The organism is Corynebacterium sp. HMSC035E02 (genome assembly GCF_001836065.1).
Lineage (GTDB): Bacteria > Actinomycetota > Actinomycetes > Mycobacteriales > Mycobacteriaceae > Corynebacterium > Corynebacterium hiratae.
In genome coordinates, this window is sequence record NZ_KV827376.1 from 16,230 (window position 1) to 41,268 (window position 25,039).

Genomic DNA, 25,039 nt, shown 5'->3' on the forward strand with positions numbered 1-25,039 from the left:
CGCGACACGCCGGTGCGGTTGCAACCGAGTGCTGAGGCTGTGTGGCAACGAGATACAAACTATCCCGCGGGACCACCCTGCGCAACGCTTAAAAATGCAGGTAAATCCAGGAATTGTTCGAAAAACTATCGAACAGCCCAGCGTGTTGCGCGTGTGAAAGGAGTGAAAATTGTTACAGGGGTAAAGTAGAGGTTTAAAGAATGGGGGTGAGATTTGGGGGGTGAAAAGTGCAGCGCTCCCGGCCAATCTTTCAGCCGAGAGCGCTGGGGTTGTGGGCGCTGCTACTAGGTCAACGCTTTTAAGTTAGGGAACGTGATTCGCTGCGATCCCGCGCGGTGAGCGGGGCCGTTTTGTCGCTGCGGTTGATCGCAGCCGCGAGGGCGGCAGCCAACAGTGGCACGACGAGCACGGCGAGGAATTGCCACCAATCCGGGGTGAAGTAGTCCTGCGGGCGCAAGCCATGGAGCGGCGTCGAGAAAACGTATCCTGAGCTATCGGCAAAGAAGTACGTGCCGAGATGTCCGGCAACCACACCAAAGAGCATGCTTACGGTGGCCAGCATCCACGTCTGCCATGCTGCCACCTTGGACATCAGCGAAGGGTCGGCGCCGATGGATTGCAGCACGGTGCTTTCCTGGCGCATGCTGCTCGCTGCGTTGGCAATGATGAGTGCGAGCACGATGAGGCAGACGATCCCCATTCCGAGGCCCAGGTAGTAGCGGAAGCTCTCGGGAGTAGAGACGGCGAAGCTTAGCGAGTATTGCGATTGCGAGGCGCTCGCTGTCAGGTCTTGTAGCTCCTCACGCTCTGACTCGCTCGGTGGCTCGTCGAACGCGAGGGCTTGGCCCACGTAGAAGGGCTCCATGTTCAGCTTTTCTGCTGCCTGCTGGCTAATCAAGACCACGTCGCGGGCCGCGGTGGGTAGTGCCTCTACAACCGGCAGATCCGCGTCCTGTGCCCCGCTCGGTTCTTGGCTGTCAATGCGGTTATAGGATTTTACGGTCACCGTGCCATGAGTCTTATCGCCGACGTGGCTGCTGTGGGGAAGCACGATGCCGCCAGCATCCAGCGTTTGTGCCGCTGCGCGTCGATCTTCTTCTGAGTCGAACTGCCACAGATTGAGCTGGGAAGAATCCGTTTGAACCATCCTGCTTTGATAGATCAGCGGGTTATAGGGGAACGATGTCATCAACTCGTGGGCGCACTCCTGGCGAGCCTCTTCGGACTCATCGGTGCGCCGCCCCTGATTATCCACGAACACTGCCCTCTCAACCGGCTTGCTGAGATCGACCTGCTCGCACTGGTAATCAAACTCGGTGGTGAGCTCGTAAAAAGTGCCATCCTCTGGAAGGCTGTAGGACGTCGTCCACGAGGGGAAAGTGTAGAAGGGGTAGGTACGGGCAGTGGTGGTCTCCAGGATGGCCTCTACCGCTGCGCGTTCTTCCGGCGTGGACACCTGCGTTGGTTGCTCAAACGTCGCCTCCTCAATCAGCGCAGAAGTAGGCGGCATGACGAGCTTTTCTTCGGCGGTGGTCTTTGCGCTATCCGTCATGATGCCCACACCAAACAGGGAGGCTACGAAGGCAACTGAAACGAGAGCGATGGACGTCGGCAAGGCATGCATGCTGCGCCGGGTCAGGCCGCGTCCAGCCAGACGCAACGCGAGGGGGCCGCGGCGCGACAGCAGGGAGCACAAGAAGACCAAGGCCGGGGCAGACGCGGCAACCGCGATGACTCCGAAGAGAGCCAGCACCGTGGGGATGTACTGTCCCCAGGGGGTGAAGCTGAATAGCACGAGCAGAAGCAGGAATGCAGGGCCGATGGCCATCCACCGCCGGAAGCGCAAGAGGCGGTCGGGAGCAGCGCCCTGGATTGCGGTGGATAGGGCACCACGTTGCGCCAACCACGCGGGAACGATGGAGACAATGACACAGCCTGCCACCGCCACGATCCATGCAAGGCCAATAGCTAGGAAGGGCGGGTGGGCAGCAAAGTCCGGGTAGCGGGCTGCCCACCACACCCACGAAGCCGTGAGTCCAACAACCACGCCGATGGTGGCGCCGATAAGCCCCATCAGCAAGCCATAAGCCATCACCGCGAACATGATGTGGCGTGGTAGTGCGCCCTGGCTCGACATCAGCGCGTACAGCCGGGTATTGCGTCCGGTAGCCAGCGTGAAGACGGGCGCGAGAAGGAAAAGGATGAGCAATCCGGCGATGGCGTAGAGACCGACGAAGAAGAGTACGAAAAGAATACTGCTCAGGGTTCCGCCAAAGGAATCCGGCTCAGAATCGGGGCGGTCCGTATCTCGCAGCTCCGCTGCCCAGATTTCCAGCCCAGCTTCACGGGCGCGGTCGGCATCCTCCTCGGTCAGCGTTGTATCACCCACGATGGCCCAGGTGGTGCGTGTTGTAAAAGAAGGGTCGCTGAGGGCCTCATTGAGGGTGGGGGAGGTGACAAAATCAAAGTTTTCGGGAGCAATGGCCGCGACTGTGGCTTGGTGGTCACTGCTGAGGGCGTTGGTGCGCACGGTGATAACGTCCCCCACGGAGGCGTCGATCTTGCGCGCGGTCGAACGCGATAGAACTGCCTGGTTGGGGCCAAGGTTGAACTTGTCGACGGCCTCCTGCGCCGGCTCTGGCGGATTCTCCGCGTCGAACTGATCTACCCAGGAGTTGGTTGACTTCCCATTATGGATTAGTGACGTGCTAGAAAAAGTGGTGACCGGGCTGACGCTGAGGCCCTCAGGAAGCACCTCGGCAGCCAAGCGTGGTACGTCTTCGTTGCTAATGTCCGAGCGCTCGGCGCTGATCTGCCGCTTGGGTGAGCTCAAGGCCGCGGAGAGCCGACCGGAGGAATTATCAAAGAGCGCCATTCCAATCACGAGTGCCACTGGCAGCGCGATGAGCAAAACGGCGGCTAGCGTGCGCCACGGGTGGCGCCACAAGTCGCGCCTCGTCGGGCGGGTGGCGGCATTAATGCCGGACATACTAACGCACCTCCTCGCCGGTTAGGCGCCCGTCGCGAACCATGACGACACGGTCGGCCCAGCCCGCGAAACGCGGCTCGTGGGTAACCAAAATGCCGGAGGCGCCGGCGTCGATACGCGCGCGCAGGACCTTCATGATCTCTTCGCCCGTCGAGGTGTCGAGGGCGCCGGTGGGCTCATCCGCAAGCAGCACCTTGCGCGGTCCGATGAGCGCGCGGGCAATGGCCACGCGCTGGGCCTGGCCGCCGGAGATTTCTTCCGGGAAGCGGTCGATGGTGCCGTCGAGGCCAACCTCGCTGAGAGCTTCCTCGGCGGCCTCGCGGCACTGCGCAGGCGAAAGTCCGTCCAGTTCGAGGGGCAGGGACACGTTCTCTCCCACGGTGAGGGAGGAGACCAAGTTGAAGTGCTGAAACACCAGTCCCAAGTGGCGGCGGCGGGCGATGGCCGCTTTAGCTTTGGAGAGCTGGGAGGCGTCGGCGCCGTCGAGAAGCACGCGCCCTGATGTTGGCGGCTGCAGCAGGCCCGCAACGTTGAGCAACGTGGACTTGCCGGAACCGGAGGGGCCCATGACAGCTACCAGTTCGCCCGGCTGCAGTTGCAAGTTCACGGAATCCAAGGCAGTTACCTGGCGGGCACCGCTGCCGAAGACGCAGGTAATGTTTTCGAGCTCGAGAGGAAACGGCAAGTGCTGGGTCGTGGGCACGGAGTTGGGGGTCATCGCGGGGCCTCCTCGGTGGTGGTTGGGTTGGTTAGGGATTCCACGCGGTCGAGCCAGCGTGAGAGAGATTCCAGGTCGAAGATTTGGCGCTCAACAGCCAAGCGCTGGGCGCTGCGCTCTGCAGGCAGTTCCGAGGCTTGGCGGTTGAGCTCACGCAGTTGGCGGACGGTGGCAAACCGCTGGGCGTCGAGGACGGCAATGACGTCGACGTCGGAGCGTCGCGCTGCAAGCGATACTTTGAGCACGAGCTCATCGCGCTCGATGGCGTCGTTGTGCAAGGTGGACATCCACCACTGTGAGAGTTCTTCGCGGCCGGCGGGGGTGATGGCATAGCTGGTGGCGCGCCGCCCCGTGGGGCCGGTGAGCTCACCGTCGGTGGCGATGAGACCATCGCGCTCCAAACGGCTCAACGTTTGGGCGACTTGGCCCATGTTGAGCGGCCAGAGGTTGTCGAAGGTCTCAGCAAAGCGGTTTTTGATGTGGCTGGCAGTAGCGGGCTCTTCACTCAGCAGCGCAAGCACGGAATGTTTGACGGACATGGTCACCTCCTTGGTGGAGGGCAAGGGAGGAAATCTTTCGGTACATACCCAGTAAGTTACTGGGTAACCTTCTGTCCGGTCAACGGTTGGGGCAGGCGGGGGTGGAAGGTGGGGGAATGCACAAGGCGGTATAGGGCAACAGTGCCCTATACCGCCTTAGCGCTGGAGGAAGGATTTAAAAGCGTGGCTTAGCTGATGTTGATGCCGCGCTCTGCGAGCCACGGAATCGGGTCCACGGCGCCCTCACCGGTGGGGTGAATTTCGAAGTGCAGGTGGGAGCCGGTGGAAAAGCCCAGGGAGCCCATGCCGGCGATCTTCTGGCCAGCGTGGACGCGCTCGCCCACGGCGACGTCGAGGGTCTGCATGTGGCCGTAGACGCTCATGGAGCCGTCATCGTGCTTGATGCGGATCCACTGGCCGTAGCCGGATGCCGGGCCGGAGTCGATGACGGTGCCGCCCATAACGGCAAGGATGGGGGTGCCCACGGCATTTGCGATGTCAATGCCGGAGTGGAAGGAGCCCCAGCGGGGGCCGAAGCCGGAGGTGAAAGTGCCCTCTGCCGGGCGGGCGATGGTCGGCGCGCGGTTGGCTTCATCGGCGGCGGCGCGGGCATCGGCGGCCTGGATGGCCTTGTCGAGCTGCGTAGCCAAGTCGGCGACCGGCTTGGACTCGGCGATGGCGAGGATCTGCGGGGCTGCGTCTTCGACGGCAGCCTGCGCGTTCTTCAGCGGATCGGTATCTGTCTGCAGGGTGTAGTCGACGGACTGTGCCTTGGTTTCCCCGGCGCCAGCGGATTGGATAGTACCTGCTGCTGCGCCGCCAACGCCTGCGGTGGATACGGCGCCTGCCGCAACAGTCATCACTGCCAGACGTCCCTTCGCGGTCTGTGCGGTGGTGATTTTGCGGTGGCGTCCTACGCTTCGCTGAGTCTTGCTTCGCATGAACTCTTCTTCCGTCCTCAATTCACTATCGCCCGCCCAGAGCAAACGTTACGTTTCAATCTGGGTGGTTATCCGATTGTGACCTTCCTGTTACCAACGAGATGTAACAGTAGCGTCTCGGCGAATGCAGAGCAACCCAGATTGCGGTTTTTCTTCTGGATATCTGGGAAGAGCCGCACATAATGAAACGACAGCTGATTCCTGTGAATAAAGTGAATCGATCTCCGTGGAGTCGTCGGGGCTTTCCGTTGTCGGCATGAGTAGTGCGCACTCGTGAAGTTTTCCTTCGGGGGTGCACCGCACCATTTAGCGCTTACCTCGCCGCGCCACCCCCGGTGGGGGAGGGGGCCGTGGCAAAGTGGACGCCGATGAATAAGAACACGAGTCCCCAGTCCAGGTCGTCAGCTCGCCCACGCGCGCACGTGCGTGGGCGCGGTGATAGTGCTGAGCACTCTGAGCGCGGGCACCGCAGAGATCGTCGAGATCCAGCGCAGCGCATCAAAGGGGTCGAGTCCGACAAAGCTCGCGCCCGCCGCGCGCAGGCCCCTACCACGCTCCGCGGGCGTATTCGCCGCATGCTCATTGTCGTCGGCGTTCCGAACCTCGTCGTCGTGCTGGGCATTCTCGTGGTCGCTATCGCGGCACTGCTTCTGACAAGTTCCCCGTCGGCATGGCTGCCCACCATCGTCGGGGAAGCATGGATGGTCTTTAACCTTGCGCCTATCCGCGCGGGCGGTGTTGACGTGGGCTTTATCCCGGTTCTGCCTGCGCTGCTCCTAACCTGGCTGGTGGGGCGGCGCGTGCGGGCGGCGGTTAAGGATAAGGCAAGCATTAATGACCTCATCGTTTTGAGCGTGTGCGTGTTGCTGGTTCCCTTAGCCCTTACTGTCATCGCATGGCTGATGCTGTGGGACGCTGGCAAGGTCTACGATGTTTCCCCTCCGGAGCTGTACCGTGTGCTTCCCCGTATGTTGTTATTGCATGCGGTCGCCCTCATTGGTGGAATGGGCCCACGCCTGTGGAAGGCCCTGGCCAAGCGCAGCGGGGTCCCCCGCGTGTTCGTCGATGCCGCCCAGATAGGCTTGAGCTACCTCGGATACCTTTTTGCTGCTGGTTTCATTCTCGCGGTGGTCTTGTGGGGAGTCGGTTGGACGCGTCAATCAGAGATGCTCGCCGAGTATCCAGTCCTTAATGCATTGGGAACCGCCGGTCTTTTCCTGCTGAGCGTTCTCTACCTCCCGAACGCTGCCGTTGCTGCGGGAGCGGTGCTGAGCGGTTCGGAGCTACACATCGGTGAAGGCACCAGCGTGAGCCTCTTTAGCGGCCACGTGGTTCCGCTTCCACCGCTGCCGTTGGCTGCCGCAGTTCCACCGTCGATTAGTTCCTGGGCTGCTGTCCTGCTGATTGTTCCCGCCGTTGCGGCGGTGGTGGCGTTTTACCGTCGCCGCGCACTGGTCTCCTTCCAGGTTGCGCTCGTGGCCACCGTCACCGCCGCGGTAGCCGCACTCGTGGCTGTGTACGGCGTGTCCGGCGCGCTGGGCGTATACGGCTACACCGGTCCCGAGGTATGGACCGCAGTGGGTCTGAGCTGTCTGTGGTGCCTAGTCGTGGGATGTGCATTCGCAACGGCACAGGCAGTGACGGCGTGGCGTGCGCGCCGCGCGGCTGCCCCTGAAGCGCCCACAGAGACTGAAGAGGCCGTGCACACACCCGTCAACGCGGCGAACGCTGTGCCGGTTTCTGCCTTGCTTGACGACGCCCCCGACACAGCCGTTGCCGCAGAGTCCACGACCGAGACCGAGACTAAACCCGAGGATGACGTGGACGAGGACAGCGAGCCCGAGCCCGAGGCCGAGGCCGAGCCTGAAGCCGAGCCTGAGGTCGGCAGCGATGCGGATGCTGAGGTGATTGACGCCGAAGTCGTCGAATCGGACGAGACCGAGGGGGACGACGAGCAGCCAGTCGAGGAGGCAGAACCAGAGGAAGAAGATGTGTTTGAGGCAGAGGACGAGGCCCCCTCAAAGGAGTAAAATTCCCCGGTTCAGGGCGGCAGCGGCTAGGCTGTAGCGCGTGACTACACCGCACCAGCCCGCTGCTTCTGCCCGCCTTAACGTCGTGGTACTTGTTTCTGGAACCGGCTCCTTGCTCCAGGCCATCCTCGATGGCCAGGATGAGCGCTATGGCGTCGTGAAGGTCGTCGCGGACGTGCCCTGCCAAGGCATCGAGCGCGCGCAGGCGGCGGGAATCGCCACCGAGGTCGTAGAGATGGGTGCTGACCGCACCGAATGGAATAAGCGTCTGGTTGCCGCAGTGGATTCTGCGCAACCAGACGTTGTTGTTTCTGCAGGTTTTATGAAGATCCTGGGGAAGGATTTTCTGGATCGCTTCGAAGGTCGCACCATCAATACCCACCCCGCGCTCTTGCCCGCCTTCAAAGGCGCGCACGGCGTGCGCGATGCGCTGGCCTACGGCGCCAAGGTCACAGGCTCGACCGTCCACTTCGTAGATGCCGGCGTCGATACCGGCGCCATCATTGCCCAAGAGCCCGTGCGGGTCTTGCCGGGGGATGATGAGGCCAGCTTGCACGAGCGCATCAAAGTGGTCGAAAGAGAACTCATCGTTGCCGTCCTTCGCGCCACGCGCGTGAAGGGCGAGGAACTCAGTATTCAGCTCTAACTACCTCTCATTACCGCAAGGAAGGCTTAAGTCCCCGTACCATGAGCGAAGATCGTAAGAACATCAAGCGCGCACTCATCAGCGTGTACGACAAGACCGGTTTGGAGGACCTTGCCCGGTCCCTGGATAAGGCCGGCGTGGAGATCGTTTCCACCGGTTCCACCACGAAGAAGATCGCGGACTTGGGCATTGAGGTCACGCCCGTCGAGAAGCTCACCGGCTTCCCGGAGTGCCTCGAGGGTCGAGTCAAGACCTTGCACCCGCGCGTGCATGCGGGGATCCTGGCGGATACCCGCAAGGAGGACCACCTGAAGCAGCTGGAGGAGCTGGAGGTGGATCCGTTCCAGCTCGTCGTGGTGAACCTGTACCCCTTCCGTGAGACGGTGGCTTCCGGCGCGGACTTTGATGGCTGCGTGGAGCAGATCGATATCGGTGGCCCGTCCATGGTGCGCGCGGCTGCCAAGAACCACCCGTCTGTTGCTGTGGTCGTGGATCCGGCTCGCTACGGCGAGGTGGCTGACGCTGTGGCCAATGGCGGCTTTACCTTGGAGCAGCGCCGCGGTCTGGCCCGCGATGCCTTCCTGCACACCGCTGATTATGACGCCGCGGTGTCCGCATGGTTCGTCGATCAGCTCAGCGAGGGCGAGGAGACCACCCCGCTGCGCTACGGCGAGAACTCTCACCAGTCCGCGACCGTGACCCGCATCGGTACCACTGGTTTGGCCAACGCGAAGCAGTTCAACGGCAAGGAGATGAGCTACAACAACTACCAGGATGCGGACGCCGCCTGGCGCGCCGCCTGGGATCACGAGCGCCCGTGCGTGGCCATCATCAAGCACGCCAACCCGTGCGGCATCGCGGTGTCTGAGGAGTCCATCGCGGCTGCTCACCGCGCGGCTCACGCCTGCGACCCGATGTCTGCCTTTGGCGGAGTCATCGCTGTGAACCGTGAGGTCACCGTGGAGATGGCCGAGCAGGTCAAGGAGATTTTCACCGAGGTTATTGTGGCTCCGTCCTACGAGGAAGGCGCCATCGAGGTCCTCAAGGCCAAGAAGAACCTGCGCGTGCTGCAGGCAGAGCATGAAGCGCCGAAGGAGGAAGTTAAGTTCATCTCCGGCGGCATGCTCACCCAGGAGCCGGATACCTACCAGGCAGAGGGCGATAACCCGGCCAACTGGACCCTGGCTGCTGGTGAGGCTCTGAATGAGTCCGACCTGGCGCAGCTGGAGTTCGCTTGGCGCGCCGTTCGTGCGGTGAAGTCCAACGCCATCTTGCTGGCCAAGGACAACGCCACCGTGGGCGTGGGCATGGGCCAGGTCAACCGCGTGGACTCTGCAAAGCTGGCAGTCGAGCGCGCTAACACGCTGGCCGACGGCGCCAACCGCACCGAAGGTTCCTTCGCTGCTTCCGATGCCTTCTTCCCATTTGCCGATGGTCTCGAGGTTCTCCTCGAAGCCGGCGTGAAGGCCGTCGTGCAGCCGGGTGGCTCTATCCGTGATGAAGAGGTCATCGAGGCCGCCAAGAAGGCTGGCGTGACCATGTACTTCACCGGCACTCGCCACTTCTTCCACTAAGCCTGGCAAAGGCGCTGCCATGGGCAGCACACAGCCGCTTCCTTTATTCCTGCGCACCACTGCGTGGGAACGGGAGGCGGCTTTCGCGTACACGGGAGCTTTCCCTCGAGGACAACAACTGCCCTAAACGACGAAGTTATGCGCCGCCACCGGGCGAGCCTATAACTTTGGCAACAAGGGCAGCTTCGGCGCCACGGCGTGATGGCCCGGCGGTGCGCGCTACTGCGCGTGGAGGGAAGCCACCGCGAAGCCAGTGTTGTCCGCGGGATTGCCGCGGGCGTCCTTATAAGTAAAAGTAAAGCGCAGTTCCTGGTGGTCTGCGATGTTGATGGGCATTTCGAGAGCTTCCTCTGCTGGAACCTCGAAGGAGGCCAGCTCAGCACCGTCAGCGCCGTTGACGGTAACGGTGGCACTGGCAACGTTCGTATTTGCGCGGTCATCGCTAAATCCAAAGACAGCGATAAGTTGGCTGTGTCCTTCGCTCAGCTGCACGTCAGCGATGTTGGTGCTGCCGGACTGCGAGACATAGGAATCCGGGAAGAACGTGCGGGCAATGACTACGCCGCCTGCTTCCAAGTCGGTGTCGATGCGCGCGGACGTGGTGATTGGAGCTCCCGCGAGCGAGGCGGTCGTCGTCGGCTCAGAGGAGGCACCGGTCTGCGAATCGTCGGAGGATTCGCGGCCCCAGATAAACCACGCGCCCACACCGAGGACCACAGCCAGCACGATGAATAGGGAGATCAGCGCCGCAATAGCGCCGCTGAATCGTCCCTTGCCTTGTGGAGGAGCAGGCGCGGAGTACTGGGACGGCTGGGGTTGGGGCGGCGGTGTAGGTGCGCCACCACCGAAGGAAGGCTGCGCCGGGGTGCCAGTGGGCTGCCCACCAAACGGCGGTGTGTTGCCAAAGCCACCCGGGCGAGCCTGTGGCTGGCCGGGTGGAACGGGAGAACCGCCGGGGCGGCCAAACCCGGGGGAACCGAAGCCGGAAGGGCCGGAGTTATGCGGCGGCGTGCCCGAAGGGCCGGTAGGAAAAGTCATGGCGGGAGAATAACAGCCTTTCCGTGCGCAGGAAGGTGGAGTATAAGAGGTACCTCTAACAATCTAAACTCTGTGACACCGTCTGTGTGGTGTGAGGGACACTCCCGTGGGAGTACTCCCCGCCACGTTCGAACGCCACCGTCACCAGTGCGGCTGTGTAAAGATAGTAAAGATAGAAACGTGCCCACAGGGCGCACTTGACATGTCTAGATCTACGGAGGCCCCGGTGACTGATTCAGATCGCAACCACGGATTCGGCTCCCAGCACTCGCAGGGAAATGGTGGCCAGCCACAGCCTTCCCGCAAGGAAACTCACCCGGACACTGTGGATTTTGAGGCCCCGCCCACCCAGGAACGCCCCGTGCACCCTCGGGCCTTCCCACAGGAAGGTGAGCGCAATTACTCCAACCCCTTCGCCCACTCCGGAGCGCAAGGCAACTACGCCCAGCAGCAGTTTCCCACCCAGCAATTCCCGCCCCAGTCAGCAGCGCAGGGCGGCGGCCAGTACGAACAACAACCGGTTGCCTATTCCACTGCCTACCCGGAGAGCGCGCCGGCGCACCGTGGTTCCGGCAACGGCGGAAAGTATGTGCTCATCGCCGTGCTGATCCTGGCGGTGCTGCTCGTCATTGCCGCGCTGGCCTACCTTATCTTCTTTAAAAATAGCGGCATGGGAACTCAGGCTGATGCACCCCTGACCACCGCGGCGCAGCTCACCGAGGACAACGACGACACCCAAGAGACGGTTTCTGCGGCGGATGAGGCGGAAAAGACCACGGAGGAGACTACGACGAGCTCCGCCTCACAGAAACGCCCGGAGCACCCCGACTTGCCTGCGGGGGCGATACCGGCGAACGACGCCGCGCGGAAAAATGAGCCCGGCGGCAACTTCAACAGCGTCTACCGCGGCACTGAGGTGACGTCGGAGCCATTCGCCAACGCTGTGCGGGACGAGTACGTCAAGCACTGGGTGGATACCCATGAGTATGACGCCACGATTGAGGCCTACAGCCCAACCACCAAGCAGAACTACACAATGGATTGCTCCGATAACGGTGAATTTGTCACCTGCAAAGGTGGCAACAATGCGGTTGTGTACATCCTCTAATGCGCAGGCGGTCAACGATGAAACAAGCAGCAGCACGAGTGGTGATCGCGGGGATTGCGGTGGCGTCGCTAAGCGCCTGCACCATCGGCGATGTCTCCGCGCCGGAGCAACCCACGGCAGCGAGCAGCCCCCAGCCCACCCTGCCTGAGTCCACCCCCGAAAAGGAGCCACCCGTGATTGAGGCCTCCGACATCCACGAAGCCCTCGAAGCCATCGCGGCCGACAACCCGGGGACCGGAATCGCGGTGGCCGGCGCAGATACCGTCGCCGCAGCAGGCATCACAGACCCGCAGTCCGCATGGTCCACAGCGAAGGTGCCGCTGGCCATTGCTGCCGAGCGCGCCGGCGTGGCGGATCCGGAGACCGTGTCGCGGGCGATTACCTTTTCCGATAATGCCGCGGCCGATTCCCTCTGGGAGTCACTCGGCGGGGGAGATCACGCCGCGCAGGCAACCCAGGAGATCATCGGCACGGCAACTGTCCCCGCCACGCCACCGCGCCCCGGCTTTAGTGCATTTGGCCAAACGCAGTGGCCGGTAGCCGAGCAAGCAGAGTTTGTCGCCGACCTGGGATGCCAGCAGGGCACTGACCCCGTTCTGGCAGCCATGGGACAGCCCGATCCCGCACAGCAGTATGGGCTGGGCACCCTCGAAGGATCAGTCATGAAGGGCGGCTGGGGCCCAGCCGCGGACGGGGCCTATGAAGCCCGCCAGATGGGGCTTATCCCGCTGGGCGGGAACACGGTGGCGGTTGCCATTTATGCCAAGGCCGAGTCCGGGGACTACGGAGAAGCCCAGCAGATGCTCACGCACCTAGTCAAGCAGCTCGCCGCCGCCGAGGTGGAATGGCCCGATGCAGGGTGTCAGCAAGGCGCGGTCTAAGGACCCCTAGCGCGGCCAGTAGTCCTCGAAGGCCCCCGCCTCGCCATCGATGTCATAGTCCGTGCCGCGGATGGTGAGCACGGAACCGGTGTCCTCGCCGCTGGTGGGGTCGAGGATGGAGGCGGTATAGGAGCTGCCCTCACCCCGGGCCGGTCCGAAAGCGGCACCGTTAGACCACACGCCGCGGTAGAAGAGCGAGTCCTGCTTTTCGCAGATAACGATGTGCGAAACCGGATCGGAACCTGCGGCGGCGAAGACCATGTCCTCGCCCTGCTGGCAACGCGCCTCCGGGTAGTCGGACCAGCCGGCCGCGGTTAGGCCCTCTGGGACGTCAGCAGCTCCAGGGCTGGCTGAGGTCTCTGGTGCTTCCTCGCTCGGCGCGCCTTCCGTGTCCTCTTCTTCGTCGTCTTCTGGTGCGGTTTCTTCCGCGGAGGATTGCGCTTGCTCCGAGGATTCGGCGGTACTGGGGGTTTCCTGGCCGGTGGAGCGGACGTGATTCCAGATCACGGCACCGGAAATCAGGAGTGCGATAAGGATGGCGATCGCGCAGATGATCGGAACGAGGTTGCGCTGGTCGGGCTGGGTCTGCTGAGGCCCGCCGTGCACAGGGCTCGTGTGCTCGTAGGGGTTAGTGCCAAATCCTGGGGTGGTCATAGGGTCCTTGGAAAACTATAGAGAACAACAGGTAGCATAACTGGCTCCCGCATGCCTGACTGAACCACGGTGAAGTCCCCTCCATTTGGGGGCGATGGGACATGGCACCCTCATGCTTGGTTGTGCATATGGTGCAATGGGGCGGTGACTAATTCCTACTTCGTGCAATGGCTGACCCAGCAGAAGCGGTACACCAACGTGTACCTGCTGGGTGAAGGCGGCATGGGGCAGGTCTTCCATGCCACCGATCCGGATCTTTCTCGTGAGCTTGCCGTCAAGGTGCTGCTGGATGATGTCCGCGATGAAGCCTCCCGCGCCCGCTTCAACAACGAAATGAAGGCGCTGACCAAGATTGGCAGTCACCCGGGAGTGGTCCAGTTCTATTCCAAGGAGTCCACGCCGCGCGGTGACGACGTCATGATGATGGCGTTCATCGACGGCGGAACCCTGGCGCACGCCATCCGGGAACGCGCGCAGGAAGGCCGGGGGTTTAGCGTGGCTGAGGTGGTCTACTACCTCACGCCGATTGCTTCGGCGCTGGACTACATGCACCACGAGCTACATCCCGGGTGGGTACACCGCGATATCAAGCCCGCAAATATCCTGTTGCGCAAGACCCCGGGCAGCCTGCCGCCTGCCGTGCTCAGCGATTTCGGGATCAGCATCGAAGAGGGGCAATCCCGTCTGACGAAGGTTGGCCACATCGTGGGCACTGAAAAGTACCTGGCCCCGGAAAATAATGGTCATGCCTATGGCGATGACGATATGTCGGCGCGCGCGGATGACTACTCGCTAGCGCTTATTGCATTCGAGATGCTCACGCTGCATCACCTTAAGGACACGATGCCGCGCAGTGAGTGGGAAGGGCAGCGGCGCATCCCGGACTTGTCTAGTGATGCTTTCACGACGTTCCTGGCGAAGGACACCGCACGGGTGGTGACTCAGGTGCAGACTGTCCTGAACAAGGCGCTGGATAGCGTGCCCATGCAACGCTATGCGCGCGCCCGGGATTTCATTGCCGCGCTTGACGACGTCTCCCGTTCCCAGCCCACCACCAACCAGGCGACGGAACCCGCGCAGCCACGGCAGGCAAAAACCCCTGGGCAGCCGACGCAATACTGGCCGCGACCTGCCGGTTCCTTTGGGTCTGTCGAGCAGGCTATGCCGACCGGTTTTGTAGCTCCCGCTAACCCTGTCGCCTCACCCGGGACGGTATCTCCCTCCACGCCGGTGACTCCTGCGGTACCGGGGGCTACCGTTCACAAGCGTGCCGCGGCAGAGCCTAGAGCTGCCAAACCAGCCACAAAGGATAATCAGAACGCTCTGATCATCACAGTCACCGTTGTTGTCATCATCCTCATTTTCGTGGTGACATGGGCCATCGTGTCCTAGTCCCCAACAAGCTGGGGCAAGCGGCTTGTCCCCGCAGTACTGTGGTGAGAGCCGCTACACTGTAGGGCATTGTTGAGGCATATCGCCGAGCCGAAAGGCGATGTGCGCGAATTTCCAGCCGCCTACGGAGGTGTCCATGAGCCAGCAACAGCCACTCCCATCGCACGACGCGCCCCGAGGGCCCAGGTTGCGCATCGATGACCTGATCGGCGGCGTGCTGGTCATGGCACCGGGCGAGGAAGTCGTCGTCGGTCGCGCTGGTGACTTCCGGGTCGGCGAGGGGGACCTCACCCTGCACCGTCAGCTTTTCCAACTGTGGTACGGCGGTCAAGGCTGGATGATCTGCAACGTAGGCAGCCACATTCCGCTGCGCATCGAGCTGCGCGGGGTTAAGGGATTCTCCCGCATCGATCTCGGCCCGCGCTCGGTGGCGGCCGTGCCGCCGGGCCCGTCACGAATTACGTTTGAAACCCCGGAATGCCCCTACGAGCTCTATATCGATGTCGAAAACAGCAACTACTCGCGCCGGACTAAGCGCGAGCAGGACCTTGATGAAGAGCGCACCCGCACCCGCCATGTGCCCAACGATGAGCAGGAGGAGCTACTGCGCCAGCTAGCCAGCTACCTCAAGAAGCCGGGTTCAACTGATGCCGATATTCCCTCGGTGCGCGAGATTGCTGAGGCTCTGGACTGGACCGAAAAGAAAACCAACCACAAGATGGATCGCCTCGTGGACAGTCTTCGGGCGGACGGCGAAAAGGCCTATAAACCGTATAAGACTTTCTTGGCGCATTACGCCATCCGGCACGGTCGTTAGCGCGTCGTCTTCTTGCGGTCGGCCGCGGCAGCGGCGGATGCCGAGATGGAGTCGTTGCGGTTCTTCAGCAGCTCCAAGGTAGTGGCTTCGGCGTTGTCGGGAGGGGTGGTGCCGAGGACGGCTAGGGCGGCGTCGGCAAGCATGGCGGATTGCTCCGGCACGCGCTGCGAGGCGTCGAAAGGCGCGGTGCCATCGTTGGGGCGCATCTCAATGACGGAAAGCGCGATGTGGAAAGGAAGCTCCACGCGCGGGTCATCATCACCAACAATGCCAGCGGCGGCAGTGCGGAAGTGCTCCTTGAGGCGATCACGCTGCTCGTGGTACTCGCCGAACTCCGGGGAGTTAGCCACCGGAAGCTGGTACAGGCGGCCCACGTTCCACGCCGACGTCAAGAGCAGACGGGACTCCGCGGCCACCAGGGACCACAGGCGCTGCGCCGGCGCGGCATCCGAGGCCGCGAGCTCCTCCGCCAGCTCGAGTGAGGGCTCGATGGTGGAATTCAGCAGCGTGAGGAAGATATCCGTCTTGGAAGGGAAGTGATAGTACAGCGATGCCTGCCGGATGCCGACGGCATCGGCGATTTGGTGCGTCGAGGTTGTCGCAAAGCCCTGGGTGGTGAAGAGCTCGGATGAGGCATCTAGGATTTCCTCGCGCGCGGTGTTTCCCCGGCGGCGTGGGCTATTCTTCCTTGGCCTGCCAACGCTACCTGCCATGAGGCGGACTCCCTTCGATAAAACTCATGTAATAACTGACAGCAAGTCAGTAATCGTACACCCCGCCGCGAACGGCGTTCGTCAAAGCGTAGCTTTGACTTCAGCTAACCACATTACCGTGCCGGATCATTATGGATTCGACGGCAGCGGAGACTGTGCGGCACGCCGAGCCGTAGGCGGTGCGGTCCAATGGCGGAAGGTCTTCGAGAATAACGCTGTGCTTGTCGACGCCCTCGTACCACCGCCCCAATTCCAGCGCGATGCCCGTGCCCCACGCCAGGCTCAGGCCTTCTGCCTCGGCTGCGGTGAGCAATTCGCGCTCCACGCCAATGGCAAGGCGGTCAGGGGTGGGCCGAGGTGCCGGCGCTGCCCAGCGGGCGATGGCCGAAACGGGGGCGAGTAGGGAACGGCGAATGGACACCTCGGCGGAGCGGTCCGGCAGCCCATCCACGAGCTTGAGGGGCGCTGGCCGCTGCGATACAGCCTCGGCATAGAGTTCCTCCTCGCCGCCGGTGCCCAGCGGCAGGCCGGCGTCAGCGCGAGTTGAGGCGCATTCCGCGACTGCGCCGCAGGGCAAGCCAGCCTCGATGATGACCTGCTCCAGCTGCTCGTCGGCGCCCAGCCAGGTGATGGGAAGTGAAGGGAGAAGATCCCCGCGGGCGGCAGCGCCTGTCAGCCGCACAGGGCTAGCAAGGCCTGGGGAGCGAACAATATCGGTGACCACGCGGGAAAACCACGCCGCAAGCTCGACCCCGTCAGCCCGGTGGGCGGTGGCATTGCGCAGAAGGTCCTGGGCTTCTTCCAATAGTCCACGCGCATGGGCGGGGGAGTGGCAGTGGGCGGCTAGTTCGCTGAGATCGGTAAGGGATTCGTGCAGCGGCATCAGGTGTTAGTTGCCTTTCCGTCAGGGGCTTTCTAGCTCTTCAATGTAGCACTGGGAATTTGCGGGGCGGCAGAGCAACTGCCCTAACCGCGAAAACGACGACCGCCGCCTACCTGCCCCGAGGTGGGGAAGGAGGCGGCGGCCTGAAAGCTCTTTTGTCCTGTCCTAGTGAGTCACGAGTACAGCGGCAAAAGTGCGCTGTTGAAACCAGCTAGTGTTTAGCGGGACGTGAACGGCAGGAGAGCCATTTCGCGTGCGTTCTTGACGGCAGTAGCAACCTGACGCTGCTGCTGCGGGGTCAGACCGGTGACGCGACGGGAGCGGATCTTGCCGCGGTCGGAGATGAACAGACGCAGGGTCTTGATCTCCTTGTAGTCAACCTTCTCAATGCCTTCGGCCTTGAGCGGGTTCTTCTTCGGGCGGCGGGTCTGCTCCATACGGAACTTCTTGTGGTTATTACGCTTGACAGCCATTGTATGGGTACCCCTTTACCAGCTGGACTTGCGAACGCCCGGCAGCTCACCACGGTGAGCCATGCCGCGCATACGGACACGGGACAGACCGAACTTGCGGAGGTAACCGCGCGGACGTCCATCAGCGGAGTCGCGGTTACGGACGCGGACGCGGGCGGCGTCGCGCGGCTGACGGTTCAGCTCGAACTGCGCCTCGAGGCGCTCTTCGTCCGGGGTGTTCGGGTTCTTGATGATTGCCTTGAGCTCAGCGCGACGCTCCGCGTAGCGGGCGACGATTTCCTTGCGCTGCTCGTTCTTGGCGATCTTTGACTTCTTAGCCATAAATTATCGCTCCTCGCGGAATTCGACGTGCTTGCGGACGATCGGATCGAACTTCTTCAAGGTGATGCGATCCGGGTTGTTGCGCTTGTTCTTACGGGTCACGTAGGTGTAACCGGTGCCCGCAGTGGACTTCAGTTTGATGATTGGACGGATGTCATTACGTGCCATCTTTAGATCTTCTCCCCACGTGCGCGAATCTTAGCCACGACGGACTCGATGCCATCGCGGTCGATGATCTTCATGCCCTTGGTGGAAACGGTCAGGGTGATGGTACGGCCCTCAGAGGGCAGGTAGTACCGACGACGCTGCACGTTGGGGTTCCAACGGCGCGAGGTGCGGCGGTGCGAGTGCGAGACCTGCTTGCCGAATTCCGGCTTGCGGCCCGTTACCTGGCAAATAGCCGACATGGGTCTTCTTTCTCCTAGCCGCCCACATCGAAAGCGACTAACGGAGGCCTATTTCCGCGGTGAGGCGCGGCGCTCGAAAAAGTGAGGTTGAGCAGGAGGCTTAATCCGTTGAACACCAGTTGATGGGGGCGTAAAACGATTACTTTGACAACAGCAAGGGGAAATCTTACATGCCACAGCCTGCAGAACCTAATCACCGCCGGCGTGCGGGCCGGTGTGGATACCTCTGATCTATACCTGAGCTACGGCTGATCTATACCTGATCTACCGCGCGTTCCTGCCGAAGGGGCAGGTGAGGGGTGTGGTTGTGGATTCTGTCCGTCGGAGCGCGGCGGTGGAGGCCAGAGCGATTTCGGTTTTAATGCTGGTGGCCTGTAGGATATGTCAAGTTGTCGGCACGAGCCGCACAGTTTGTAAGTATAGAGACCCAACTCGGGCACGATCCTTTCACACTTCCTTCCACGCCGGAGATGTGTTGCGGAAGGAACCGACCCGTAGTTCAACCCTGAGGGAATCGACATATGAAGAAAGATATCCACCCGGATTACCACCCGGTGGTCTTCAAGGATGCCGGTACCGGCCACTCCTTCCTGACCAAGTCCACCGCTACCTCCGATCGCACCGTTGAGTGGGAAGACGGCAACGAGTACCCGCTCATCGTCGTTGACGTCACCGCTGAGTCCCACCCGTTCTGGACCGGTGCCCAGCGCGTTATGGATACCGCTGGCCGCGTTGAGAAGTTCAACCAGCGCTTCGGTGCAATGGCTCGCCGCAAGAAGAAGAACGCGTAAGGAGGATAGGAAAAGATGGCAACTCCTAAGTTTAAGAAGTCCCGCGCGAACACCCACTCTCGCCGTTCCCAGTGGAAGGCTGACAACGTCGCCCTCCAGGAAGTCACCATCGACGGCCAGACCGTGCGCATCCCGCGCCGTCTGGTGAAGGCCGCCAAGCTCGGCCTGGTCGACGTGGAGCAGTTCTAAGGCTTTCTAAGCCTCAAGGCTGCAATTATTGCCCCGAGAGATTCACCCTTTCTAAGTGAATCCCTCGGGGCATTTGTGTTGGCCTAGTTGCCCGCTGCAGTGACTCATTCTCGAGGCTGCAGTGCTTGGCTGCGGTGCCTTTCTTGTCTGGGCGTTCGCTGATGCCACGGGTAGTGGGGTGAATAAAATCTTAAGGGGTGATTTAAGGGGGCGAAAGAACTAGGCCCACTTCGTGAATGCGCCTTAGATAGGACATAATTGGAAACATGAAGATTCTTGTCGTGGATGACGAGCAGGCCGTACGCGAATCGCTTCGCCGCTCCTTGAAGTTTAATGGCTACGACGTAATGTTGGCCGCCGATGGCGTAGAGGCCGTCGAGATGGTCCACAGGGAGAACCCAGGACTGCTCATCCTCGATGTGATGATGCCGAACATGGACGGCTTGGAAGTCTGCCGAACCTTGCGCAGTGAGGGTTGGGACCGTCCAATCCTCGTGCTCACGGCTCGTGATGGCGTGTCTGACCGCGTTGCAGGCCTCGATGCGGGTGCCGACGATTACCTGCCCAAGCCTTTCGCTCTTGAAGAGCTTTTGGCTCGTGTTCGTTCCCTGGTCCGTCGTGCTGCTGCGGAGTCGATCGGCAAGCAGCAGCCCGTTGAAACCCAGCTGAGTTTTGAGGACCTCAAGCTCGATGCCGATACGCGCGAAGTCACCCGTGGTGACCGTCAGATTTCACTGACGCGCACCGAATTCGCCTTGTTGCGCTTGCTCATGGAGAACCCGCGCAAGGTGCTCTCCCGCAACACCATCCTGGAAGAAGTATGGGGCTATGATTTCCCTACCTCAGGCAACGCTCTCGAGGTGTACATCGGCTACCTGCGTAAGAAGACCGAAGAAGATGGCGAGCCGCGACTTATCCACACCGTGCGTGGCGTCGGCTATGTCATGAGGGAGGCTATCGCGTGATTTTGCGGAGGCCCGCGCCCGACGCGGTGCCTTCTGAAGACCTAGATTCCACGGCGTGGTTGGGCCTGTCAGGTCGTCGCGGCTGGGCTTCGCGGGCGCCGCTTCGGTGGCGCCTTTCTTTGGTTACTGGTGTCGTTGTCGCTGTCTCGGTGGCAGTGATGACGTTGGTGACCTACTGGTTGGTTGCGGCGTCGATGACGGCGAGCGTCGACAAGCAAATCATGCAGCAAGCGGACGTGCTGATGGAGCAGGCACAGGATCCGCGCTTCGTGGAGAATATCGATCAGGAGATCGCTTCTTTTAAGCTCTACAATCCTTCGACTCGGGTCTCTATCTCTCCGCCAGCAGCTACCTTTTCCTATGGTGACGCCTTGCCGGTGGGTGGGGACTTTAAACCGGACGGGGACACCATGGAAAGCTCCATCCGCACCCTGGGTGGTGAGCGCGTGCTGGCCAAGTCCCAGGAAGGTGGCGCCACGGTAGTCCTGGCCAAGGACCTTGGTCCCACGGAGGAGATTGTGTCCGCGGTGGGCTCCGCGCTGCTGATTATCGTGGCCTTTGGCGTGCTGCTTTCCGTCTTCGCGGGAATGGTGGTGTCCAAGACCGGCATGGAGCCGATCGCTCGCCTCAAGCGGGCTGCTGATTACGTGACGCAGACCAATGACCTGCGGCCGATTGCCGTGGAGAGCAACGATGAAATGGCACAACTTACTGTGTCCTTTAACCGAATGCTTTCCGCCCTGCAGCACGCGCGCGTGCAGCAATCACAGTTTGTGGCTGATGCCGGCCACGAGCTTAAGACCCCGCTGACGTCCATGCGGACGAACATTGAGCTTCTCATGATGCTCAATAAGTCCGGTGGCGGGTTTGGCATCAGTGAGGAAGACCGGCGCGACCTCGAAGATGACGTAATGGCGCAGATGTCGGAATTGGCCACCCTGATCGGTGACTTGGTTGACCTAGCGCGCGAGGACGCCACTGAGAAGGAGCCGGAGCCCGTTGAGCTGCACGAAGTGTTGGAGAATTCGCTCAACCGCGCCAAGCGCCGCCGTCCTGACGTGGACTTCCGCGTGCGGTTTATCCCGTGGATGATCGACGGCGATCCTTTTGCGCTGGGCCGTGCCACCCTCAACCTTATGGACAATGCTGCGAAGTGGTCCCCGCCGACGGGGACCGTGCGCGTGTCCATGCGGCAAATCGCCCCTGACAAGGTGCGCCTGCGCGTTGACGATTCTGGCCCCGGCATCGCTCCGGAGGAACGGGACAAGGTATTTGAGCGCTTCTACCGTTCTGCTGAAGCCCGTGCCATGCCGGGATCAGGATTGGGCCTAGCAATCGTGAAATCCGTGGTGGAGAGGCACAATGGAGAGATCACCATCAAGGATTCCGCGGACGGCGGAACGCGCATGGAGGTTATCCTGCCCGGGCACCCCACCGAAGGTGATGCCTTGGTGGACGGGCTGGAAGACTTGCCCTACGATTTCCAGTCCGAACTCTCCGCTGAGCAGCAGTCAGCGGGGCAGCTACACGACCCCGCGGTCAGCCAACCGAAAGAGCGCAACGACCGCGGCCATATCTTTGCGGAGCGGTGGTTCAATCAGGGCTAGTGTGCCAGGGATCACCCCAGCTCAAGGCGCACAGGAAACGTCCAGCTTCTCGTAGCACACTGGCAGATTAGTATCAGATACGCGCCAGCGCGATGGTGCACACTACCTGACATGAATATGAGGAATTCGAACATGGATAACCCCATGGATAGCCCGCAGAACTTTGACGGACGGGGACAATCACAGCAGCGAGGCGAGGTACCTTCTGCGGGAAGTGAATCGAATGGCTGGAATCAGCCGCGGTCGGATACATCGAGGCAAGGCGGACAGTCGCCCTACGGAAGCCAGGCGGGGCAGGGAGCCCAGGCTTCTTCTTTTGGCAACCAGCCTTCCCAGGCGCCTTACGGGGCGCAGGCGCCGTATGGCGGTTCGAATTATGGATTCGGTCAACAAGGTCAGCAGCGTTTGGCAGCACAGCAGCCTTCGGCAGGGCAGCACTCGCAGGAGGGAACACAGCCTTATGCCGGTCAGCGCTACACTGCGGCGCATGCTGGTAATCAGAACCAGTTCTTCGGCGGCCAAGAGGGGGCAGGCGTACGGGTCGTGGAACCGAGCGATGAGCCTAAGGCCAAGCGCAAGGTCGGCCTGGGCACCGCGCTGTCCATGATGCTCGTAGCCTTCATCGCTGCCGGCGGTGTTACCGGCGTGGTGGTCGGAACGGTGGGCAAGGACAAGTCCTCCACCTCGACGGTCAATGAGGTCTTGGAGCGCCAGCCGGTGGCCAACAGCACCGGTAAAGAGCCTGCCGACGGCTCCGTCGAGGACGTGGCATCGAAGGTACTTCCAGCAGTGGTATCCATTTACTCCATTACCCGCTCCGGCGGTGCCGAGGGCTCGGGCTCGATTATTTCCCCGGACGGCTACGTGTTGACCAATCACCACGTCGTCGCCGGCGCGGATCAAGGCGGGCGCTTGGAAGTGACCATGAATGATGGTTCCCGCCATAGCGCCACGTTTGTGGCCTCGGATGCGACCACGGACGTTGCTGTCATCAAGATTGATGACGTTAACGAGCTTCCCTTCCTGCAGTTCGGTGATTCGGACGCTGCCGCGGTGGGGCAAGAGGTCGTTGCCGTCGGTTCCCCGCTGGGACTCAACGCTACGGTGACTTCCGGAATTGTCTCGGCCAAGAACCGTCCCGTCCGTGCTTCGCAGGAAGGTGGGGAGTCCTCGCTGATCGACGCCATCCAGACCGACGCCGCCGTCAACCCAGGCAACTCCGGTGGTCCCTTGGTGGACATGGAAGGCAACATCATTGGAATGAACTCGATGATTGCCTCGCTATCGGGTAGCTCGAATTCCGAGGGCGGTTCCATCGGTCTGGGATTCGCTATTCCCTCCAACTTTGCCAAGCGGATGGCCGATGAGCTCATCAACAATGGCAAGGTCAAGCACCCAACCTTGGGCGTTAAGGTCCGCGCGCAAAGCGACACCCTTGGTGCGGAGATCGTCGATGTAGAACGCGATAGCCCAGCCGATAAGGCAGGGCTCAAGTCTGGTGACGTGGTCACCCGCGTCAACGATCGGCTTATTGAAAGCTCTGATGCCCTCATCGCGGCAACCCGTTCCCAGGAGTTCGGCGCGACCGTGACCTTGGAGGTACGGAGCCGAGACAGCGAAGATGTGAGAAAGGTAGAGGTAACTCTGGCAAGCGAGTAAGTTAACAAATACTTGGGCGGTGCGTGAGCGCCGCACGAACACCGCACCCTGAGACCTTGTGAAGAAACCACTACCGGAAGATTCCGCCCCTATCTTTAAGGAGAACCTCCGTGGCAGAAAACACCGACGCAACTGAGTTGCTGGGGCGCGATGCCTCACGCGAACTCGATGATGTCACCGAACCAGATGACGCCTTCCTCATCGCGAGCGAACAAGAACAAAGTGTGCAAGCACCGCGCCGCGCGCTCGTCGTGATCGTCACCGACCACCCAGATGATGCAGCGCAGGACACGTCGCGCTTGGCGGGCGAACTGTTGGCTGAAGCTGATTTCACCGTCGACGGCGCAGTAATCGTTCGTTCCAAGAAGTCCAAAATCCGGCAGGCGATTGAAACCGGCGTGGTCGGGGGCGTTGACCTGGTCCTCACGATTGGCGGCACGGGCGTTGGCCCGCGCGATAAGACCCCAGAGGCGACTCGCGCGGTGCTGGACCAAATGGTCCCTGGCGTGGCCCAGGCCCTGCGCTCCTCCGGCCAAGCATGCGGTGCGGTGGATGCGTGCACATCCCGCGGCATTTCGGGAGTGTCTGGTTCAACGGTGATTGTCAACGTCGCATCTTCCCGCGCGGCGGTACGCGATGGCATGGCTACGCTGACCCCCTTGGTGCACCACCTCGTCGATCAGCTGCAGAAGTCCAGCGTCTAATGGCTGATTCCACACCGCGTACCCCGCGGGCGCGCCGTCGCGCGAAGCGTCCTTCGACGGCCGAGAATTACGATCGCAGCTTCGATGTTCCTCACGGGCCAATGTCTGGGGCCGCTGGCTCTTCTTCCGCCGCAGGGGCCGATGAGCTGCGCACCGTGAGCTTTGAGGCGGACGCAGGCGGCCCCGGTGGTGACAGCGAGGACGAGGCCACGGGAGAGGCCTTCTACCGCGAGAACATGCCGCCGCATTTTGGCACCACGCAGTAGTGCGTGAGCAGCGGGCGGAGGCAAAAGAAAATCCCGCAGAACTTCGGCGAAATGCCGGTTCTGCGGGATTTTTAGGCTTGGGGCTGCTGGCTTAGATGCTGGAGCCAGGCTTGTTGGTGGTGGTGCCACCGTTTTCAGCAGCGAGCAGGTCGCGGATCTCGCCGAGCAGCTGCTCGGTGGTCGGAGCCGGCTCCTCCGGGTCAACGCCCTGGCGGCGCTTAGCGTGCTCGGTGACGGCGTTGATCGGAGCAACGATGACGAAGTAGATGACAGCGGCAACGATGAGAAAGTTGATAAGGGCGGTGATGACTGCACCGAAGTCCAGGAAGGTCTCCGGGTTATCGGTAATTGCGAAGCCCAGGCCACCAAAGTCTGGGGAGCCGAGGGAGTTAATCAGCGGCTGGATGATGTGATCGGTGATGGAGGTGACGATCGCGGTGAAGGCGGCACCGATGATGACCGCTACGGCCAACTCGATGACGTTGCCGCGCAGGATGAAATCTTTAAAGCCCTTGAGCATGGTGGTGGTTGTCCTATCTACGGGGGTAGGTGCTTCTTGTGTCTTAAGCGTCTGCTCTGTGTAGTCCGGACTGTGCGCCCGAACGCTGTTCAGAAAAGTCGGAGAAGAGCAGGCATAGAGCCATAATGCTCTCTAAGAGAGGCCCTAGATGCGCAGGGGCGCCAACGTAAGACGAAGCATGTGGAAATACTGGAATAGCGAAAGCCACTTTTGT

At 61.7% G+C, this 25,039-nt stretch carries 27 protein-coding genes; 14 read left to right on the forward strand and 13 right to left on the reverse strand.

The annotated features are described in order from the left end of the window. Positions 1-298: 298 nt before the first annotated feature. The 4 genes from HMPREF2635_RS11270 to HMPREF2635_RS11285 form a co-directional block, all read right to left on the reverse strand. Positions 299-2,989: an FtsX-like permease family protein gene (locus HMPREF2635_RS11270; RefSeq protein WP_070821781.1), complete on the reverse strand. Its 2,691-nt coding sequence runs from the start codon at positions 2,987-2,989 to the stop codon at positions 299-301. Between the two features lies 1 nt (position 2,990). Next, complete coding sequence (locus tag HMPREF2635_RS11275) at positions 2,991-3,707, reverse strand: ABC transporter ATP-binding protein (RefSeq protein WP_070515946.1); 717 nt, start codon at positions 3,705-3,707, stop codon at positions 2,991-2,993. Further along, a complete protein-coding gene (locus HMPREF2635_RS11280) occupies positions 3,704-4,246 on the reverse strand; it encodes a PadR family transcriptional regulator (RefSeq protein ID WP_070510433.1) in 543 nt (180 codons plus the stop codon). The genes HMPREF2635_RS11275 and HMPREF2635_RS11280 overlap by 4 nt, the downstream gene beginning before the upstream one ends. Positions 4,247-4,434: 188 nt before the next feature. Beyond that, positions 4,435-5,187, reverse strand: coding sequence for a M23 family metallopeptidase (locus tag HMPREF2635_RS11285; protein WP_070515944.1), 753 nt, complete (start codon positions 5,185-5,187; stop codon positions 4,435-4,437). A gap of 368 nt (positions 5,188-5,555) precedes the next feature. Here HMPREF2635_RS11285 and HMPREF2635_RS11290 point away from each other — a divergent pair, with 368 nt between their 5' ends. The 3 genes from HMPREF2635_RS11290 to purH are packed head-to-tail and all read left to right on the forward strand — an operon-like array spanning position 5,556 to position 9,437. Beyond that, positions 5,556-7,217, forward strand: coding sequence for a cell division protein PerM (locus tag HMPREF2635_RS11290; protein WP_246824885.1), 1,662 nt, complete (start codon positions 5,556-5,558; stop codon positions 7,215-7,217). 40 nt (positions 7,218-7,257) lie between these two features. Beyond that, positions 7,258-7,863, forward strand: a complete 606-nt coding sequence (gene purN / locus HMPREF2635_RS11295; protein WP_046646976.1) for a phosphoribosylglycinamide formyltransferase — start codon at positions 7,258-7,260, stop codon at positions 7,861-7,863. Between the two features lie 41 nt (positions 7,864-7,904). Further along, the gene (purH, locus tag HMPREF2635_RS11300; RefSeq protein WP_070821783.1) at positions 7,905-9,437 is read left to right on the forward strand and encodes a bifunctional phosphoribosylaminoimidazolecarboxamide formyltransferase/IMP cyclohydrolase; all 1,533 of its coding nucleotides are present in this window, start codon (positions 7,905-7,907) and stop codon (positions 9,435-9,437) included. A 219-nt stretch (positions 9,438-9,656) separates the two neighbouring features. Here the strand turns inward: purH and HMPREF2635_RS11305 are convergent, their stop codons facing one another. Then, positions 9,657-10,475, reverse strand: a complete 819-nt coding sequence (locus tag HMPREF2635_RS11305; protein ID WP_070821784.1) for a flagellar basal body-associated FliL family protein — start codon at positions 10,473-10,475, stop codon at positions 9,657-9,659. A 226-nt stretch (positions 10,476-10,701) separates the two neighbouring features. Between HMPREF2635_RS11305 and HMPREF2635_RS11310 the strand changes: the two genes are divergently transcribed. Both HMPREF2635_RS11310 and HMPREF2635_RS11315 read left to right on the forward strand, forming a co-directional pair. Beyond that, entirely contained in the window at positions 10,702-11,583 is an 882-nt protein-coding gene (locus HMPREF2635_RS11310; protein WP_070821785.1) for a hypothetical protein, read from the forward strand. Positions 11,584-11,600: 17 nt separating this feature from the next. Next, on the forward strand, positions 11,601-12,464 hold the full coding sequence (locus tag HMPREF2635_RS11315; protein WP_246824886.1) for a hypothetical protein: 864 nt from the start codon (positions 11,601-11,603) through the stop codon (positions 12,462-12,464). A 6-nt stretch (positions 12,465-12,470) separates the two neighbouring features. Here the strand turns inward: HMPREF2635_RS11315 and HMPREF2635_RS11320 are convergent, their stop codons facing one another. Then, positions 12,471-13,118 carry a hypothetical protein gene (locus HMPREF2635_RS11320; RefSeq protein WP_070821787.1) on the reverse strand — a complete coding sequence of 216 codons (648 nt, stop codon included), beginning with the start codon at positions 13,116-13,118 and terminating at the stop codon, positions 12,471-12,473. 144 nt (positions 13,119-13,262) lie between these two features. On the opposite strand from HMPREF2635_RS11320, the gene HMPREF2635_RS11325 reads away from it, so the two are divergent. Both HMPREF2635_RS11325 and HMPREF2635_RS11330 read left to right on the forward strand, forming a co-directional pair. Next, positions 13,263-14,510, forward strand: coding sequence for a serine/threonine protein kinase (locus HMPREF2635_RS11325; protein ID WP_046646971.1), 1,248 nt, complete (start codon positions 13,263-13,265; stop codon positions 14,508-14,510). Between the two features lie 136 nt (positions 14,511-14,646). After that, positions 14,647-15,327 (forward strand): hypothetical protein, encoded by a 681-nt coding sequence (locus HMPREF2635_RS11330; RefSeq protein WP_070821788.1) that lies wholly within the window; start codon positions 14,647-14,649, stop codon positions 15,325-15,327. Here HMPREF2635_RS11330 and HMPREF2635_RS11335 read toward each other — a convergent pair. The 6 genes from HMPREF2635_RS11335 to rpmB all read right to left on the reverse strand — a co-directional run bounded on the left by HMPREF2635_RS11335 (position 15,324) and on the right by rpmB (position 18,124). Continuing rightward, a complete protein-coding gene (locus HMPREF2635_RS11335) occupies positions 15,324-16,040 on the reverse strand; it encodes a TetR/AcrR family transcriptional regulator (RefSeq protein WP_070821789.1) in 717 nt (238 codons plus the stop codon). The two genes, HMPREF2635_RS11330 and HMPREF2635_RS11335, sit on opposite strands and share 4 nt — an antisense overlap. Before the next feature lie 100 nt (positions 16,041-16,140). After that, positions 16,141-16,923: a hypothetical protein gene (locus HMPREF2635_RS11340; RefSeq protein ID WP_070821790.1), complete on the reverse strand. Its 783-nt coding sequence runs from the start codon at positions 16,921-16,923 to the stop codon at positions 16,141-16,143. A gap of 218 nt (positions 16,924-17,141) precedes the next feature. Beyond that, complete coding sequence (gene rpsR / locus HMPREF2635_RS11345) at positions 17,142-17,396, reverse strand: 30S ribosomal protein S18 (protein WP_010187626.1); 255 nt, start codon at positions 17,394-17,396, stop codon at positions 17,142-17,144. Positions 17,397-17,411: 15 nt separating this feature from the next. Further along, on the reverse strand, positions 17,412-17,717 hold the full coding sequence (rpsN, locus tag HMPREF2635_RS11350; RefSeq protein ID WP_010187625.1) for a 30S ribosomal protein S14: 306 nt from the start codon (positions 17,715-17,717) through the stop codon (positions 17,412-17,414). 3 nt (positions 17,718-17,720) lie between these two features. After that, entirely contained in the window at positions 17,721-17,885 is a 165-nt protein-coding gene (gene rpmG / locus HMPREF2635_RS11355) for a 50S ribosomal protein L33 (RefSeq protein ID WP_010187624.1), read from the reverse strand. A 2-nt stretch (positions 17,886-17,887) separates the two neighbouring features. After that, the gene (gene rpmB, locus HMPREF2635_RS11360; RefSeq protein ID WP_010187623.1) at positions 17,888-18,124 is read right to left on the reverse strand and encodes a 50S ribosomal protein L28; all 237 of its coding nucleotides are present in this window, start codon (positions 18,122-18,124) and stop codon (positions 17,888-17,890) included. Between the two features lie 521 nt (positions 18,125-18,645). Between rpmB and HMPREF2635_RS11365 the strand changes: the two genes are divergently transcribed. The 7 genes from HMPREF2635_RS11365 (at position 18,646) to HMPREF2635_RS11395 (ending at position 24,305) form a co-directional block, all read left to right on the forward strand. Further along, positions 18,646-18,915 (forward strand): type B 50S ribosomal protein L31, encoded by a 270-nt coding sequence (locus HMPREF2635_RS11365; RefSeq protein WP_005530151.1) that lies wholly within the window; start codon positions 18,646-18,648, stop codon positions 18,913-18,915. A 15-nt stretch (positions 18,916-18,930) separates the two neighbouring features. Further along, positions 18,931-19,104 carry a 50S ribosomal protein L32 gene (gene rpmF / locus HMPREF2635_RS11370; protein WP_010187615.1) on the forward strand — a complete coding sequence of 58 codons (174 nt, stop codon included), beginning with the start codon at positions 18,931-18,933 and terminating at the stop codon, positions 19,102-19,104. A gap of 266 nt (positions 19,105-19,370) precedes the next feature. Continuing rightward, entirely contained in the window at positions 19,371-20,069 is a 699-nt protein-coding gene (locus tag HMPREF2635_RS11375) for a response regulator transcription factor (protein ID WP_070701572.1), read from the forward strand. Next, a complete protein-coding gene (locus HMPREF2635_RS11380; RefSeq protein WP_049154199.1) occupies positions 20,066-21,676 on the forward strand; it encodes a HAMP domain-containing sensor histidine kinase in 1,611 nt (536 codons plus the stop codon). The genes HMPREF2635_RS11375 and HMPREF2635_RS11380 overlap by 4 nt, the downstream gene beginning before the upstream one ends. A 111-nt stretch (positions 21,677-21,787) precedes the next feature. Continuing rightward, positions 21,788-23,335, forward strand: a complete 1,548-nt coding sequence (locus tag HMPREF2635_RS11385; protein WP_246824887.1) for a S1C family serine protease — start codon at positions 21,788-21,790, stop codon at positions 23,333-23,335. A 110-nt stretch (positions 23,336-23,445) separates the two neighbouring features. Further along, positions 23,446-24,039: a MogA/MoaB family molybdenum cofactor biosynthesis protein gene (locus HMPREF2635_RS11390; protein WP_046646961.1), complete on the forward strand. Its 594-nt coding sequence runs from the start codon at positions 23,446-23,448 to the stop codon at positions 24,037-24,039. Continuing rightward, positions 24,039-24,305, forward strand: coding sequence for a hypothetical protein (locus HMPREF2635_RS11395; protein WP_070821792.1), 267 nt, complete (start codon positions 24,039-24,041; stop codon positions 24,303-24,305). Before HMPREF2635_RS11390 ends, HMPREF2635_RS11395 begins: the two co-directional genes overlap by 1 nt. Before the next feature lie 91 nt (positions 24,306-24,396). Here the strand turns inward: HMPREF2635_RS11395 and mscL are convergent, their stop codons facing one another. Then, positions 24,397-24,825 carry a large conductance mechanosensitive channel protein MscL gene (gene mscL / locus HMPREF2635_RS11400; RefSeq protein ID WP_070821793.1) on the reverse strand — a complete coding sequence of 143 codons (429 nt, stop codon included), beginning with the start codon at positions 24,823-24,825 and terminating at the stop codon, positions 24,397-24,399. Positions 24,826-25,039 lie beyond the last annotated feature (214 nt).

Excerpts from the sequence above, each read along its gene's own strand:
- HMPREF2635_RS11270 (WP_070821781.1), bottom strand. The coding sequence starts at position 2,989 with ATGTCCGGCATTAATGCCGCCACCCGCCCGACGAGGCGCGACTTGTGG.
- HMPREF2635_RS11275 (WP_070515946.1), bottom strand. The coding sequence starts at position 3,707 with ATGACCCCCAACTCCGTGCCCACGACCCAGCACTTGCCGTTTCCTCTC.
- HMPREF2635_RS11280 (WP_070510433.1), bottom strand. The coding sequence starts at position 4,246 with ATGTCCGTCAAACATTCCGTGCTTGCGCTGCTGAGTGAAGAGCCCGCT.
- HMPREF2635_RS11285 (WP_070515944.1), bottom strand. The coding sequence starts at position 5,187 with ATGCGAAGCAAGACTCAGCGAAGCGTAGGACGCCACCGCAAAATCACC.
- HMPREF2635_RS11290 (WP_246824885.1), top strand. The coding sequence starts at position 5,556 with ATGAATAAGAACACGAGTCCCCAGTCCAGGTCGTCAGCTCGCCCACGC.
- purH (WP_070821783.1), top strand. The coding sequence starts at position 7,905 with ATGAGCGAAGATCGTAAGAACATCAAGCGCGCACTCATCAGCGTGTAC.
- HMPREF2635_RS11305 (WP_070821784.1), bottom strand. The coding sequence starts at position 10,475 with ATGACTTTTCCTACCGGCCCTTCGGGCACGCCGCCGCATAACTCCGGC.
- HMPREF2635_RS11315 (WP_246824886.1), top strand. The coding sequence starts at position 11,601 with ATGAAACAAGCAGCAGCACGAGTGGTGATCGCGGGGATTGCGGTGGCG.
- HMPREF2635_RS11320 (WP_070821787.1), bottom strand. The coding sequence starts at position 13,118 with ATGACCACCCCAGGATTTGGCACTAACCCCTACGAGCACACGAGCCCT.
- HMPREF2635_RS11330 (WP_070821788.1), top strand. The coding sequence starts at position 14,647 with ATGAGCCAGCAACAGCCACTCCCATCGCACGACGCGCCCCGAGGGCCC.
- HMPREF2635_RS11335 (WP_070821789.1), bottom strand. The coding sequence starts at position 16,040 with ATGGCAGGTAGCGTTGGCAGGCCAAGGAAGAATAGCCCACGCCGCCGG.
- HMPREF2635_RS11340 (WP_070821790.1), bottom strand. The coding sequence starts at position 16,923 with ATGCCGCTGCACGAATCCCTTACCGATCTCAGCGAACTAGCCGCCCAC.
- rpsR (WP_010187626.1), bottom strand. The coding sequence starts at position 17,396 with ATGGCTGTCAAGCGTAATAACCACAAGAAGTTCCGTATGGAGCAGACC.
- rpsN (WP_010187625.1), bottom strand. The coding sequence starts at position 17,717 with ATGGCTAAGAAGTCAAAGATCGCCAAGAACGAGCAGCGCAAGGAAATC.
- rpmG (WP_010187624.1), bottom strand. The coding sequence starts at position 17,885 with ATGGCACGTAATGACATCCGTCCAATCATCAAACTGAAGTCCACTGCG.
- rpmB (WP_010187623.1), bottom strand. The coding sequence starts at position 18,124 with ATGTCGGCTATTTGCCAGGTAACGGGCCGCAAGCCGGAATTCGGCAAG.
- HMPREF2635_RS11365 (WP_005530151.1), top strand. The coding sequence starts at position 18,646 with ATGAAGAAAGATATCCACCCGGATTACCACCCGGTGGTCTTCAAGGAT.
- rpmF (WP_010187615.1), top strand. The coding sequence starts at position 18,931 with ATGGCAACTCCTAAGTTTAAGAAGTCCCGCGCGAACACCCACTCTCGC.
- HMPREF2635_RS11375 (WP_070701572.1), top strand. The coding sequence starts at position 19,371 with ATGAAGATTCTTGTCGTGGATGACGAGCAGGCCGTACGCGAATCGCTT.
- HMPREF2635_RS11385 (WP_246824887.1), top strand. The coding sequence starts at position 21,788 with ATGAATATGAGGAATTCGAACATGGATAACCCCATGGATAGCCCGCAG.
- HMPREF2635_RS11395 (WP_070821792.1), top strand. The coding sequence starts at position 24,039 with ATGGCTGATTCCACACCGCGTACCCCGCGGGCGCGCCGTCGCGCGAAG.
- mscL (WP_070821793.1), bottom strand. The coding sequence starts at position 24,825 with ATGCTCAAGGGCTTTAAAGATTTCATCCTGCGCGGCAACGTCATCGAG.